The sequence below is a fragment of the Actinomyces procaprae genome, assembly GCF_004798665.1.
In the GTDB taxonomy this organism is placed as follows: Bacteria; Actinomycetota; Actinomycetes; order Actinomycetales; family Actinomycetaceae; genus Actinomyces; species Actinomyces procaprae.
Window position 1 is genome coordinate 346,196 of the sequence record NZ_CP039292.1, and the last position, 14,466, is coordinate 360,661.

Genomic DNA, 14,466 nt, shown 5'->3' on the forward strand with positions numbered 1-14,466 from the left:
GGGCCCAGGCCGTCGGCCAGTGACAACGGTGCGCAACTTCGACCGATCTCGGCGGTTATTTCTACCCGATCTCGGCGAGAGGAGACGGGAGCGCGGCTGGGCTGCGCGGAGCCCGGGGACCGCGGGCGACGGCGGGGGAGCAGATCGGCTGGACGCTCGCCGTCGCCGCCCCGCTGGCCTTCCTCGGCGTGTTCTTCGCCTGGCCCGTACTCACCCTGCTGGCCCGCGGCCTGGCCCCCGACGGCGTCCTCGACCTGGGGGGCTTCGGCGAGGTGCTGACCCGGCCGCGCACCTGGCGGATCATCGGCCAGACCCTCATCCAGGCCACCGCCGCCACCGTCATCTGCGTGGTGCTCGGCATCCCGGGGGCGCTGGTGCTCTACCGGCGCCGCTTCCCCGGCCGGGGCCTGCTGCGCGGCGTGGTCACCGTGCCCTTCGTGCTGCCCGGCGTCGTCGTCGGCACCGCCTTCCACGCCCTGGTGACCACCGGCGGGCCGCTCGGCGGGCTGCACCTGGACGGCACCCGCACCGCCGTGATCGCCGCGCTGGTGTTCTTCAACTACGGGTACGTGGTGCGCAACGTCGGCACCATGTGGTGCCGGCTCGACCCGCGCGCTGTGGAGGCGGCCCGCACCCTGGGCGCGTCGGCGTGGCGGGCGTGGCGCACCGTCACCCTGCCGAGCCTGCTGCCTGCCGTCGCCTCCGCCGCCGCGACCGTCTTCCTGCTGTGCGCCACCGCCTACGGGGTGGTGCTGGTGCTGGGCGGCACCGGTGCGGGCACCATCGAGACCGAGATCTATCAGCTCACCGCCCGCTACCTGGACCTGCGGGCCGCGGCCGTGCTGTCGGTGGTGCAGCTGGTGGTGATTGCCGCCGCCCTGTGGGTGGGGGAGCGGGCCCGCCGCGCCCGCCAGGCCCATCTGGCGCTGCGCACCGATGTGCCCGCTACGCCGCTGCGCGCCGCCGACGCCCCGGCCCTGGCCGTGACTGCCCTGACCATCTGCGGTCTCCTGGTGGCGCCCATGGCGGTGCTGGTGATCCGCTCGCTGCGCCGGGCCGGGCAGTGGACGCTCGCCAACTACGCCGACCTGTCCACCCGCGGCGGCGACAACGCCCTGCTGGTGTCGGTCTGGGAGGCGGCCGGCAACTCCCTGCGGGTGGCCGCGGCCGCCACGGTGATCGCCCTGGCGGTGGGGGTGGCCGTATGTCTGGTGCTGTCCCGCAACCCGCGCTCGCGGCTGCTGGCTCGCGGCGTCGCGCTGTTCGACGCCGCCTTCATGCTGCCGCTGGGGGTGTCCGCGGTGACGGTGGGCTTCGGCTTCCTGATCACCCTGACCCCGATGGGGCTGACTCGCAGCTGGTGGATTCTGCCGCTGGCGCAGGCGGTGGTCGCCGTGCCCCTGGTGGTGCGCACCCTGCTGCCGGGCTTGCGGGCGATCGACCCGCGCCAGCGGGAGGTCGCGGCCACGCTCGGCGCCGGCCCGGGCCGGGTGCTGGCCGACGTGGACGGGCCGCACCTGCTGCGCGCCGCCGGACTGGCAGCGGGATTCGCCCTGGCCACCAGCCTGGGGGAGTTCGGGGCGACGTCGTTCCTGGCCCGTCCGCAGGGACCCACCCTGCCGGTGGTCGTCTACCGGCTGGTCGGCGCCCCGGGCGCGCAGAATCAGGGCATGGGGCTGGCCGCCGGAGTAGTGCTGGCGGTCGGCGCCGCCTCCCTCATGCTCGCCTGCGAGCGCCTCCAGACCCGCCCCCCTCGCCGAGATCGGTAGATCTTACGTACTGAGGTCGGTAGATCTTACGTACTGAGGTCGGTAGATCTTACGTACTGAGGTCGGTCGATATGGTCATGGGAACTGACGCAAAACATGCTCACCCGCCGCCCGCCGCCCGCCGCCCGCCGCCCGCCGCCCAGGAGACCAGCATGAATGACACCGAACCCGTGCCCGCCGCCTCGGGCCTGCGTGTGCGCGGCCTGAGCATCGTCTACCCGGTCGCCCGCGGCGCGGCACCCCTGACCGCCGTCGACGGCGTCGACCTCGACGTCCCCCGCGGACAGATCCTCGCCCTGCTCGGGGCGTCCGGCTCCGGCAAGTCCTCCCTGCTGCGTGCCGTCGCCGGCCTGGAGGACATCACCGCCGGCACCATCACCTGGGACGGCGACGACGTCGTCCCCGTGCCAGTGCACCGGCGCGGCTTCGGGCTCATGTTCCAGGACGGGCAGCTGTTCCCCTTCCGCGACGTCGCCGGCAACATCGGCTACGGACTGGCCGGCCGCCCGCGCGCCGAGCGGGCGCGCCGGGTGGAGGAGGTGCTCGACGTCGTCGGCCTGCCTGGCTACGGAGCCCGGGCGGTGAACACGCTGTCGGGCGGGCAGGCGCAACGGGTCGTGCTCGCCCGGGCGCTCGCGCCGCGCCCGCGGCTACTGCTGCTGGACGAGCCGCTGTCCGCCCTGGACCGCGCCCTGCGCGAGCAGCTCGCCGCCGACCTGCGCGGCATTCTGAAGGCGCAGGGCACCACCGCGCTGTATGTCACTCACGACCAGGACGAGGCCATGACGGTCGCCGACCGGGTCGGCGTCATGGAAGCCGGCCGGCTGCTGCGGGTGGACTCCCCGGAGCGGCTGTGGGCCGCCCCCGGCAGCGCGCGGGTCGCCCGGTTCCTCGGCTTCGGGCCGGTGCTCGACGCCGACGCCGCCGCCCGCCTGGGCTGGTCCGCTCTCCTGAAGGGGCGGCCGGGGGAGTATCTGGCACTGGCGCCCGGGGCACTGACGGTTGTAGGAGCTGACGCCGGGAATGGGGACGACGGCGGGGCTCCGGGCGGCGGGGCCGCCTCCACGGGGACGGTCGGCTGCGAACTCAGCGTGCGAGCACGGGTGGCTGCGGTGCGCATGCGCGGCGGGCGGCGCGTCGTCGAGGTCGGACTCGCCGGGCAGACGGCGTCGGCGGCGTCGTCCGACGGTGATGCGGAGCCGGTGCGGGCGGGGCAGGAGGTGACGGTGCAGCTTGACCCGCGCCGTACCGCGGTGGTGCGGGTCTGAGCATGAGCCCCGTCATAACTACCGACCTCGGTACGTAAGATCTACCGACCTCGGTATGTAAGATCTACCGACCTCGGCACGTAAGATCTACCGATCTCGGCGGGGAGTGGAGTTCGGTCAGTCACCCAGCTGGGCGCGTGGGGCCCGCCAGATGCCGAAGCGCTCGATCTCGGCCCGCAGTGCCGGGCGGGCGGCGACCTCATCCCACGGCAGTAACACGCGCCGCATCCGGTCATCCACGAGCATCAGCACCTGGCTGTCGGCGTCGTAGCCGGTCAGTTGCAGGCGGGACAGGTCGGCCCAGCGCACGGAGGTGTTGCCGGTCAGTTGCCAGGTGCCGTCGTCGCCGCGACGGCGCTCGTGCCACAGGGCGGACAGCGTGTGCTCGCCGACGCACACGCTCTCGGGACGGGAGATGTCCCGGGGACCCGCCGGGTCCCGGGGGAGCGACACCTCCAGCCGGGTGGGCTCCTCCGGCAGGGCCCAGACGAGGTATCCGTAGCGGTCCGCCAGGGCCTCGGTCTCGCCGTTCAGGGGAATGTGCACCGAGGCGCACAGCTGGTCATAGGCGCGGCGCACCCCGGCGGAGGTCGGGTGCAGCTCGGCGCTGCGGCCGGTCAGGTGCAGATGCCGGTCGAGATCCCGCACTTCCTCCGCCCCGAACTCCGCTAGTGCGGCATCTACGACGCCGTCGGGCAGTGGCAGCTGGTTGTGGATCAACTGCTCAATGATGCGGCGCAGCAGCATTGAGGTCGGTACCTGCTGGTCCAGGTGAATACAGCAATAGAAGACGTCCCGCAGCTCCACGACGTTCACGCCGAGGTCGTCATAGACGTTGAACTCCCGCAGGGTTCGAATCGTCTGGCGGGCCAATGCCCGCATCGCCACCAGCGTGTTCGCACCCGGGGCCCCGACGGCGCTGAGCAGGATGCGCCCGTCGTCGTTGCAGGGCAGCAGCGCGGGACGGCGGTCGACATACAGGGGCGGGCGCGCCGGGGCGGTGCCGTAGGCGGGCTGGGCGGTCCACCCCACCCCCACCAGGTAGGGGTCGTTGGTCTCGAACACGTGCCGGACCTCGCCGCGGCGCGGGTCCAGATGCGCCAGCAGGGCGCGCACGGACTCCCAGGCGGCCTCGCCGTCGGGCGCGTGCACGCGCAGGTTGCCGAGGGTCTGGGTGTTCGTGCCGACGTAGGTGGCCAGGTCGCGGTCCCAGGCGACGCCGGGGCGGGGCACGGGCTTGGCATCCGTGCTCAGCTGCAGCGGGTCGGCGAGCAGCTCGCCGAGGTGCGCCCAGGCGCGCAGCACGGCCTCGCGGCGCCCCCAGACGGCGATGGTGAGCCTGGTGGCGGTGAAGCTCGCCTCCGCCTCAGGCACGGAGACGTCGCCGACGCCGACCTCCACCGGCCGCTGCAGCTCGGCCTGGAGTGCACCACACAGGCGCGCCAGGGTGTCGAGCGCGGCGGGAGCCTCGTCGACGGCGCCGTAGTCCAGGTCCAGACCCAGTGCCGCCTGCCCCGGCTCAATACTTCCGGTGTGCACCATCCAGTCGTGTCCCGCGAAGGACTCCCACTCGTGCTTGGGCTCTACGACGTCGCTCATGGTGTGTTCACCAGCCTGACTGTGTGCTTGGGTGTTGGTTGTGGCCAGGGGCGGTGGGGCGGGCGGCCCCGACGGCGCCCGGCGGGCGCGGTCATTGGATGCGTCCGAAGGTACCGCGTGGCAGGCCCCAGATGCCGCGGCGTTCCAGTTCGGCGCGCAGGGCCGGGTGGGCGGCGACCTCGTCCCAGTACAGGTTGACGGTACGCAGCCGGTCGTCGATCAGCTCCAGGTACTGGTCGGCGGGGTCGTAGCAGGCCATCACCAGCCGGGTGGAGTCCACCCACCGGAAGCCGGCGGGATGGTCGGGATGCCAGCGTCGGGGCAGGCCCCGCAGCTCCCACTTGAACTGGTGCGTCTGAATCTGGTGGGCGGTGAGCTTGACGGCGTCTGGGTGGCCGGCGTCGCGCCGATGCTGCGGCCCGTCGTGGAGGAGGGTGACCTCGCCCCCGGGCTCATCAATGTGCTTCCAGAGCAGGTAGCCGGCCTGCTCCGCCAGCGGCTCGGTCTGATCGCGCAGCGGCAGGTGCACCGAGGCGCGCATCTCCGCGAGAGCCCGGCGCACGCCGTCGGCGGTGGGCTGCACGCTGCCAGGCCGACCGCTGGTGCGTAGCCGCAGGGCGTCGTCGACCGCCTCGGAGGGGCCGTAGGCCGCCAGCGCCCGCTCGATGAGCGGGTCGGGCACGGGCTGGGGGCGGGCGACGACGGCGTCGTGCACCGCCATCACCTCCTGCCCGCTCAGGCGGCCGTCGTTGGTGTTGAGCGCGAAGCAGCAGTAGAAGGCGTCGCGCAGGGGGATGTACCCGTAGCCGAGGCGGGCCTGCATCCCCATCCGGTCCAGCAGGCCGGCGATCAGGGACTGCATGACGAACCCGGCCACGTAGGCGTCGGCGCCCGGGGTGGCGGTGGCGGAGAGCACTACGCCGTCGTCGGGCGGGCACAGCACCAGGGCCGGGCGCCGGTCGAGGTAGATGGGCGGACGGGAGGGAGGCGGCGCGGCGGGCGGGTCGGCCGTCCAGCCGGTGCCGACCAGGGTGGGATCGTTGGTGATGAATACGTGCCGGACCTCGCCGCGGCGCGGATCCAGGTGGGCGAGCAGTTCGCGCGACAGCTGCCGGCCGGCCTCGCCGTCGGGGCCGTGGATGGGCATGTCGGCCAGGTTCATGGCGGTCACGCCGACGTGGGTGGCCAGGTCCCGGTCCCAGGCGTTGAGCTGGCGGGGTAGCAGTGGCGCGTCGGCGGGCAGGTCGGGGTGGTCGAAGAGCTCGCCCAGGCGCGTCCAGGCGCCGAGCACGGCGGCGCGGCGGCCGCGGATGCGCAGTCCCAGCATGGTCGGCTCCAGCTCGACGGCGACCTCGGGCACTGAGACCTGTCCGACGCCGACCTCGATCGGGCGCTGCAACTCGGCGCGCAGCGCGCCGCACAGGCGGGCGGCGGCGTCCAGGCGGGCGGGCGGCTCGTCGACCAGGCCGTAGTCGAAGTAGGCGGCCAGCAGCAGCTGCTCGGGGTCCGGGTCGGCGAGTACCAGCCAGTCGTGGCCGGCGGCGGTGGTCCAGGTGCCGATCTCGCCGAGGTCCGGGGGCGGGGCGGAGGGTGCGGTGGAAGCGTTCGCAGTGGGGGCGCTCGCGGGGCTGATGCCGTAGCCGCCGTCGCTCATGGGGGTCCTTCCTGTGCTGAGGTCGGTAGTTGTTACGTGCTGAGGTCGGTAGTTGTTACGTGCTGAGGTCGGTAGTTGTTACGTGCCGAGGTCGGTCGACATGGCGGTGCCGTGGAGCGTGACAGCTGCCGACCGGCGCGGAGGAGCGCCGTCGGGTGGGGATCATCCCGCGTAGCGGGTCAGGCCCTCGAATTCGCCGATATTGACCTCGACTTCGCTTCCGACACTGACTTCCACGCCGGTCCGGCCGACTCGGAAGAGACGCATGAGATGTCCCCAGGTAGACAGTTCCTGCCCGAACGGCCTGCCGTATCGCCCTTCGAGGGCCTGGGCCAGCCACCAGCCCAGTCCAAGCACCTCCCGCGTCTCGTGGGTGACGCCCCGTGGTGGATAGGGCAGGACATTCACGGTCCACGTGCCGAGGTGCTCCTCCGCGTACCACCCCTCACCGATCAGGGCGGGTCGGCCATAGTGCTCCCCGGCAGTGGCCCCCATCTTCGTAAGGACCTCAATCGCAGGTTCCCCACGCAGCAACTCGGCTACCAGGTCCAGGACTTGGGGAATCGTCAGGCCCGGTTGCATGGGACGAACCTCCCGAACGCGCGGCCCAGGACGATTGGGACGGGCGGGCCCCTCCTCCACAAGGGCACGCAGCTTTTCCAGACTGATGCCCGTGCGCGGCGTGTCCTCTACGTCATCCCACCCCGGCTCGGGGATCGGGATCTCCGCTCCGAGGGTGCTGTAGCGACCTGGTGTCATGATGAATTGGTCCCCGGTGCGCAGATCGAATCCCTCGACGTCGAGAAGTCGGATGTCCGCGGCCAGCCCGCCTCCCGCCAGCCCCGCCAGGATGTCGGCGACTGTCAGACGATGATGGCGGAGCACAGTCGGCGGGACCAACAACCGGGCAGGCTCGGCCTGACCGTCACGACTCGTGGCGACGATCTCGATTCCCTCGGGGTTCGCCGCCATGCGGACTTTGCTCCAGGGGGAGGCCTCGGGCATCTCCCACAGGTAGGCGAAGTACCTGCGCCATTCCGGCGGAGTGAGCGCCACGTCCAGGGGCCAGTCATCCATTACGGGGTCTAGGGTGTCCTCCACTCCCGCCCAGGTCGCGACCGCAGTAGCCGAACCGGGATCCCACATCTCCACCAGACGATCGCTGGGTTCCTGAGCGACCCCGACCGACCACAGGTAGGGAAGGGAGTAGTCCAGGACGCCGTACTTGAACCACCGGTACTCGATGTCGTCGACCACCTCCGTGCTGAAGGACTGCACCTTAATGCTGTAGTCGGTACCGATCCCCTTACCAGCACCGACCTGCACGACGCGATCATCAAGGAACCAGCGGAACCTTAGGCCCGGCCCCACCATCTCCCGTGGCGGTGAGCCCAGGAGGTCGGCAGTGTCCAGGAGGAACCGGTGCACGTCTTCCTGGCTGACATCAACATCGAGCAGGGCAGCGGCTCGTTCCTCCAGTACAGCGGCAGGGTCGTCCATCTTTCTCCTCCGGTGTTGCATGCGCTCATGGGCGCGGTGGCGGGGTTGACCGGGCTGTTACTAGACATGATGGACCGCGTGCCCGGCCACGTCGTGGATGAAAACGCTGGAATCATATGAGTACCGCCTCAGGTCTGGCGGGTGTGGACGGCGTCATCCGGCTCTTCGTGTTTGCGGGCGCGGTGGGGTGGTTTTCGGCCCGCGGGCGTAGGGGTGCTCCGCTTCGGCGGCCGCGGCAGGAGAAGGGGCGCTGGAGGGGAGTGGTCGCCCGAGACGCCGTCGGGCGCGCCATTTCGGTGTCTGCCACGACCCTTCGACCTGTGCTGAAGGGGCCGTAGCCCTTCACCAGACGCCTAACCGGAGTGAACCGAGTTGATGCGGCCAGCCGCCGCCGCGCCGCCGCGCTGCCCGCAACAACCACCGCAGCCGCCTGCGCGGGGGCGGCCAGGCCGCTGCGATCAGCGCCCACTTCCCGACGTCCTCTGGAGCACCAGACCCCCACAGCAAAGCGGAAGAGCCGCGGTATTTCCGTCGCCCGCGGCGAGCAGGGTTGCGGCGACAGGGTGGAGGATGCTGAGAGCCTGAGGGCCACTTCTAAGAAACGAGCTGGCGCATCGAGTGGGGCGGCGGTCGACGACGGTAATGCAGGCCGACCTCGGTACGTAAGATCTACCGACCTCGGTACGTAAGATCTACCGACCTCGGTACGTAAGATCTACCGACCGCGGTACGTAAGATCTACCGACCTCGGTACGTAAGATCTACCGACCTCGGTACGTAAGATCTACCGACCTCGGTACGTAAGATCTACCGATCTCGGCGGGGGTGGCGGGACGGATCGGCGCGCGGCGGCTAGGCTGGGGGCGTGAAGATCCTGCTGCTGGGGTCCGGCGCGCGCGAGCACGCCCTGGCCCGCGCCCTCGCTTCCGACCCCGCCACCACCGAACTCGTCGTCGCCCCCGGCAACCCCGGTACGGCCGACATCGCCACCAACATCAAGATCGACCCCACCTCCCCGGAGGAAGTCGTCGACCTGGCCACCCAGATGGCCGCCGACCTGGTCGTCGTCGGCCCGGAGGCGCCACTGGTCGCCGGGGTCGCCGACGCCGTCCGCGACGCCGGCATCCCCGTCTTCGGGCCCGGCGCCGAGGCCGCCCAGCTGGAGGGATCGAAGTCCTTCGCCAAGCGGGTCATGGCCTCGGCCGGCGTGCCCACCGCCGACTCCGTCACCTGCACCACCGAGGCCGAACTGGACACCGCCCTGCGCAACTACGGCGCGCCCTACGTCGTCAAGGATGACGGCCTGGCCGCCGGCAAGGGCGTAGTGGTCACCTCCGACCTCGAGGCCGCCCTCGCCCACGGGCGTGCCTGCCTGGCCAAGGAGGACGGGGCCGTCGTCGTCGAGGACTACTTGAACGGCCCGGAGGTCTCCCTGTTCTGCATCTGCGACGGCGCCACCGTCCGCCCACTCGCCCCCGCCCAGGACTTCAAGCGGCTCGGCGACGGCGACGTCGGCCCCAACACCGGCGGCATGGGCGCATACACGCCGCTGACGTGGGCACCCGATGACCTGACCGAGCAGGTGCTGCGCGAGGTCGCGCAGCCGGTAGTGGATGAGATGGCCCGCCGCGGCACCGCCTTCGTCGGCCTGCTCTACTGCGGCCTGGCCCTGACCGACAAGGGCCTGCGCGTGGTCGAGTTCAACGTGCGCTTCGGCGACCCCGAGACCCAGGCCGTCCTGGCCCGCCTCGACTCCCCGCTGGCCGAGCTGCTGCTGGCCGCCGCCACCGGACGCCTCGCCGAGGTCCCCGCCCCCCGCTGGTCGGAGCAGGCCGCCGTCGACGTCGTCCTGGCCGCCCCCGGCTACCCCGGCACCGTCACCACCGGCGGCCTGATCACCGGCATCCCCGACGCCGAGGCGCTCGACGGCGTGCACGTCCTGCACGCCGGCACCGCCCGCGACGACGACGGCAACCTGATCGCCTCCGGCGGGCGGGTGCTGTCCGTGGTCGCCCTGGGGGAGACGGTCGCCGACGCTCGCGCCCGCGCCTACGAGGCCGTCGGCAGGATTCACCTCGACGGCGTCCAGTACCGCACCGACATCGCCGCCGGGCGCTGAGCCGATCGGTTCTTCCGCCTGCACGTCCAGTCGCTGCGGCGGTCAGCGGCGCGTCTGCGTGTCGGACCTGCGCGGGGGGAGCGTGTGTGCACTCCCCGGCATCATGTGCGCAGTGGCGGTGTCGCGTGTGCAGCGGGGCCGGATGACGCACCCGAGGGAGGGGCACCCGCGGCGTGCGGGTGTCATGGATTGCACCACTTTACCCGTCTGTCTGATGCCCGTGACTGACTATGGTCGCGGAATTGCGCGGTTCTTGTGAAGCCTGGGCGGCGCTGACCGGCGAAAGTGGTGCATTCTGTGCCAGGTGCGGCGCAGCCAGGACCGTCATCCGCCGACGTTGCGCGGCAGGAGGGGCGGGTCTCGTAGCGTGTCGTCCAGATCCGCCGAACGCATGAGTACCCCTTACGCACACGAGTCTTGGAGCTTTGCCGGTGTTTAGCGCGTGTATAACTCCGAATCTCGTGTGTCTGGCGACAATGCACGCGTATGTACCTAGTGCGCGTGCGTGACACGGTCACAGGTGATGGCTTGCGCTCCGCGCCTCGCCCGTCACCGCCCGCGGTGGCAGGATGAGCCCATGAGCGAGACCAGCACCCCTGAGAGCCCCGCCGCCGAGCCCGGTGCGGGCGCGCCGCCGTCGGCCCCCGCCCTGCCCGGCTGGAAGCACGTCTCCTCCGGCAAGGTGCGCGACGTCTACGCCCCCGCCGAGGTCGGCCCCTTGGCCGGGCAGGACGTGCTGTTGCTGGTCGCCTCCGACCGCATCAGCGCCTACGACCACATCCTGTCCACCCCGGTTCCGGACAAGGGCAAGGTCCTCACCGCCCTGTCCGTGTGGTGGTTCGAACAGCTCGCCGACATCGTCCCCGGCCACGTGGTCAGCCTGGACGTGCCGGCCGCGGTCGCCGGTCGCGCCATGATCTGCCGGCGCCTGCAGATGTACCCGGTCGAATGCGTCGCCCGCGGCTACCTCACCGGCTCCGGCCTGGCCGAGTACCGCTCCGACGGCACCGTATGCGGCCTGCCTCTGCCGGACGGCCTCACCGAGGCCTCCCGCCTGCCGGAGCCGATCTTCACCCCTGCCGCCAAGGCCGAACTCGGCGCGCACGACGAGAACGTCTCCTTCGAGCGAGTGGCGGAGATGGTGGGTCCCGCCGCTGCCGAGGCGCTGCGCGACACCACCCTCGCCCTGTACACCCGCGCCGCCGACGTCGCCCGCGCGCGCGGCATCATCCTGGCCGACACCAAGTTCGAATTCGGCCAGGACCCCGCCACCGGCGCCCTGACCCTGGGCGACGAGGTCCTCACCCCCGACTCCTCCCGCTTCTGGCCCGCCGACGCCTGGACGCCCGGCCGCCCCACCCCCTCCTTCGACAAGCAGTACGTGCGCGACTGGCTCACCTCACCCGCATCCGGCTGGGACCGCGGCTCGGCTGCGGCGCCCCCGGCCCTGCCCGACGACGTCGTGCAGCGCACCCGGCAGCGGTACCTGGAGGCCTACGAGCGGCTGACCGGCGGCCCGCTGGACCTGAGCGCATGAGCACGCCGATGCCCTCCGGCCCCGCCCCCGGCACGACCCGGAGCTTCCAGCCCGGCCCCGGCTTCTTCGCGGCGGCGGTGGTTGTGGTCGCGGTGCTGCTGCTGGCGCTCGCCGCCGCCGTCTCCGGCGCCTTCGGTGCCCGGGGGCTGTCCGCCATCCTCGGCGGCGTTGCCCTGGTGATCGTCGGCGCCGGGCTGTTGCTGCTGCTGCGGGTGCCGGCACGAAGCGTCGTCGTCAACGCCCCCCGGCTGCGCCTGGAGCGCAACCGGGCACGGCTGGCTCGACGCGGGCCGACGGCGCGGCGAGGCGCCGATCCGGGGTACCGGGGCCGCCGTGAGGATGCCGCACCGCTCACGGTTCCTGGCACCGACCTGATCATCCCCGACTCCGGGGGGCGGCGGGAGCTGACCACGCTCGACGTCGTCACCGGACCGCTTACCACCGCACTGGCCACCACTTCCGCGGGGCGCAAGGCCGACGAGCTGCTGGCCGGCACCACCACCGGCGAGACGCTGATTCGTGTGTTCCAGCTGCTGGCGGGCACGCTCGGCTTCCTGCTGCTCGCGCTTGGGCTCGCCTCGATCCTCGGGCAGGTGATCGCGTGACGCCGCCGCTGCGCGACCGCCGCCGGGAGGACGAGCGCGGTCCCGTCGACTGGGGTACCGGGGAGCGTGCCGCCGCTTACGCCGCCGACCGCGGCCGTGCGCGTGCGCAGGCCGAGGATGTTGCCGAGCCCGATGTGGATTGGGGGGCGCCGGTGGATGATCCGCCGCGCGCACGCCGGGGTGATTCCGGAACCGATTGGGGTGTGGGGCGCGGCCCCGAGCCCGCCGCCACCGGAACGCCCGGTCGCACGCCCTGGCCGGAGGCGGTACGCCGCCAACGGCTGGTCGGCATCCTGTTCGCATTGGGCGGCCTGGCGCTGGCCACCTGGTCCGCCATGCACCTGGCCACGAATGCCGAGGCCGGGCATCCGTGGCTGCCGCCGTGGCTCGTCGTCGTGCTCGGCGGCGCCGGGCTGGTCTCCGCCGCCGGCTACTTGGCGTGGGCCGGCGGTTCCGCCGTGCGCCATGAGGCCGAGCGGTGGGAGCCCACCATTCTTGATGCGGCAGCCGGTCTGACGGCGGGCACCGTCGATGCCGCCGACCCGCAACACCTGCTGGCCGGTGCGGGTCTGGGCGGGCGCGCGCTGCCGCCGGGTCAGCGCGGTGCCGGCGTGGGCGGCTCCGGGGTGCGCGTGGACTCCGGCCCCAAGCCGGTTATGGGTACCTCCACCATGGATCAGTCCGTGCACGCGCCGGCTGGTGTGGCGGGAGCGGTCGGCGGTTTCATGCTCGCCGCCGCGGTTGTGTGCGCGATTCTCGCGCTGGTGCTGGGTAGCGAGTGGCTGCTGGGGACGGTGTTCCTGGCGCTCGGCGGTATCACGGCTGTCCGCCTGGCCGGCGACTGGCTCGGCACGATCTGACCGCAAGATGCGCGAGATCGGTAGATCTTACGTGCCGAGGTCGGTAGATCTTACGTGCCGAGGTCGGTAGATCTTACGTGCCGAGGTCGGTAGATCTTACGTGCCGAGGTCGGTCGATATGGCGGGCTGAGCGATTCACACTGACGCGGCCGGGTAGGCTGGACCCGACCCGCTCCCGCCCGACCGCATCCAGGAGGACCGATGGGACGCATCGTCGTCGAGGTCATGCCCAAGCCCGAGATCCTTGACCCGCAGGGCAAGGCCGTCATGGGCAACCTACCCCGCCTAGGATTCGACCAGTTCACCGGCGTGCGGCAGGGCCGCCGCTTCGAGCTCACGGTTGACGGTCCCGTCACCGACGCCCACCTGGCCGCCGCCGCCGAGGCCGCCGAGAAGCTGCTGTCCAACCCGATCATCGAGGACGTCGTCTCCGTCACCGCCGACCCGGCCGACGGCGCGGACGCCGCGCCGAACCCCGAGGAGGCCTGAGTGACCCGCATCGGCGTCATCACCTTCCCCGGCACGCTCGACGACGTCGACGCCGCCCGTGCGGTCCGGCTCGCCGGCGCCGAACCCGTCTCCCTGTGGCACAAGGACGCCGACATCCACGGCGTGGACGCCGTGGTGGTCCCGGGCGGCTTCTCCTACGGGGACTACCTGCGCTGCGGTGCCATCGCCCGCTTCGCCCCCGTCATGGATGAGGTCATCGCGGCCGCGGGGCGGGGCATGCCCGTGCTCGGCATCTGCAACGGCTTCCAGATCCTCACCGAGGCCCACCTGCTGCCCGGCGCGCTCATCCGCAACAACCACCAGAAGTTCATCTGCCGTGAGCAGCGCCTGCGCGTGGAGTCCACCACCACCGCCTGGACCAACCTGTTCGAGGACGATGAGGAGATCGTGGTTCCGCTGAAGAACGGCGAGGGCAATTTCATCGCTTCGCCTGCCGAGCTGGACCGCCTGGAGGGCGAGGGGCTCGTCGTCTTCCGCTACCTGGACAACCCCAACGGCTCGGCCAGGGACATTGCCGGCGTGCGTAACGCGCGCGGCAACGTCGTCGGCCTCATGCCGCACCCCGAGCATGCCGTCGAGCCCGGCTTCGGCCCGGACTCCGCCGCCGGAGCACGGCAGGGAGTGGATGGTCTGCGCCTGTTCCAGTCCGCCATCAGTGCGCTGGTCGGGGCCTGAGCTCAGGTTCAGGGCTTCCTGCGTCGGCGGTCAGGGGCCGACGCCGTCTGGGCCGCTGACGGTGGCCGTTTCCTCAGTCGGGCGTCCGGTCCCTCCCGGGCGCCCGACTCGTTCTGGGTGCTGGGCTCCTTCCGGCGGTGTGTTCTCCGACCGAACGGCGGCTGTACCAGGTTACTGGCCCGGGCCCCGCCGACTGGCGCCGGTGTCTTCCCTTAACGTACGCGCACTACGAATAACGCAGCGGTGGACCGTGCCTCTCATCCACATTGCCTGTGGATAACTTCTTGTGTATCAAGGCTTTCCGGGTGCTGTGAACCGGGTCCGGTGACTTTTCGAGGCGCAAGCACCGGCGCGGTGGCGGCGGTGGCGG

General features: G+C 71.6%; 11 protein-coding genes. 8 read left to right on the plus strand and 3 right to left on the minus strand.

Annotation, left to right across the window (positions count from 1 at the left end; translation table 11 throughout):
- Nucleotides 1-188 precede the first annotated feature (188 nt).
- On the plus strand, nucleotides 189-1,769 hold the full coding sequence (locus E4J16_RS01340) for an ABC transporter permease (RefSeq protein WP_240038210.1): 1,581 nt from the start codon (nucleotides 189-191) through the stop codon (nucleotides 1,767-1,769).
- 152 nt (nucleotides 1,770-1,921) lie between these two features.
- A complete protein-coding gene (locus E4J16_RS01345) occupies nucleotides 1,922-3,037 on the plus strand; it encodes an ABC transporter ATP-binding protein (RefSeq protein WP_136194194.1) in 1,116 nt (371 codons plus the stop codon).
- Between the two features lie 117 nt (nucleotides 3,038-3,154).
- Here the strand turns inward: E4J16_RS01345 and E4J16_RS01350 are convergent, their stop codons facing one another.
- The 3 genes from E4J16_RS01350 to E4J16_RS01360 all read right to left on the minus strand — a co-directional run bounded on the left by E4J16_RS01350 (nucleotide 3,155) and on the right by E4J16_RS01360 (nucleotide 7,790).
- Nucleotides 3,155-4,636, minus strand: coding sequence for a hypothetical protein (locus E4J16_RS01350; protein ID WP_136194195.1), 1,482 nt, complete (start codon nucleotides 4,634-4,636; stop codon nucleotides 3,155-3,157).
- Between the two features lie 91 nt (nucleotides 4,637-4,727).
- Nucleotides 4,728-6,290, minus strand: a complete 1,563-nt coding sequence (locus tag E4J16_RS01355) for a hypothetical protein (protein WP_136313040.1) — start codon at nucleotides 6,288-6,290, stop codon at nucleotides 4,728-4,730.
- Nucleotides 6,291-6,452: 162 nt separating this feature from the next.
- Nucleotides 6,453-7,790, minus strand: coding sequence for a hypothetical protein (locus tag E4J16_RS01360; RefSeq protein WP_136313041.1), 1,338 nt, complete (start codon nucleotides 7,788-7,790; stop codon nucleotides 6,453-6,455).
- Nucleotides 7,791-8,655: 865 nt separating this feature from the next.
- On the opposite strand from E4J16_RS01360, the gene purD reads away from it, so the two are divergent.
- From purD to purQ, 6 genes are all read left to right on the plus strand, one after another.
- Nucleotides 8,656-9,909 (plus strand): phosphoribosylamine--glycine ligase, encoded by a 1,254-nt coding sequence (gene purD, locus E4J16_RS01365; protein ID WP_136313042.1) that lies wholly within the window; start codon nucleotides 8,656-8,658, stop codon nucleotides 9,907-9,909.
- Nucleotides 9,910-10,486: 577 nt separating this feature from the next.
- Nucleotides 10,487-11,446, plus strand: a complete 960-nt coding sequence (locus E4J16_RS01370) for a phosphoribosylaminoimidazolesuccinocarboxamide synthase (protein WP_136313043.1) — start codon at nucleotides 10,487-10,489, stop codon at nucleotides 11,444-11,446.
- Nucleotides 11,443-12,051 carry a hypothetical protein gene (locus E4J16_RS01375; protein ID WP_136313044.1) on the plus strand — a complete coding sequence of 203 codons (609 nt, stop codon included), beginning with the start codon at nucleotides 11,443-11,445 and terminating at the stop codon, nucleotides 12,049-12,051. Before E4J16_RS01370 ends, E4J16_RS01375 begins: the two co-directional genes overlap by 4 nt.
- Nucleotides 12,048-12,911, plus strand: coding sequence for a PsbA protein (locus E4J16_RS15515; RefSeq protein WP_240038211.1), 864 nt, complete (start codon nucleotides 12,048-12,050; stop codon nucleotides 12,909-12,911). The genes E4J16_RS01375 and E4J16_RS15515 overlap by 4 nt, the downstream gene beginning before the upstream one ends.
- Before the next feature lie 201 nt (nucleotides 12,912-13,112).
- Nucleotides 13,113-13,400 (plus strand): phosphoribosylformylglycinamidine synthase subunit PurS, encoded by a 288-nt coding sequence (purS, locus tag E4J16_RS01385; protein WP_136194201.1) that lies wholly within the window; start codon nucleotides 13,113-13,115, stop codon nucleotides 13,398-13,400.
- The gene (purQ, locus tag E4J16_RS01390) at nucleotides 13,401-14,096 is read left to right on the plus strand and encodes a phosphoribosylformylglycinamidine synthase subunit PurQ (RefSeq protein ID WP_136313045.1); all 696 of its coding nucleotides are present in this window, start codon (nucleotides 13,401-13,403) and stop codon (nucleotides 14,094-14,096) included.
- The last annotated feature ends 370 nt before the right edge of the window (nucleotides 14,097-14,466 follow it).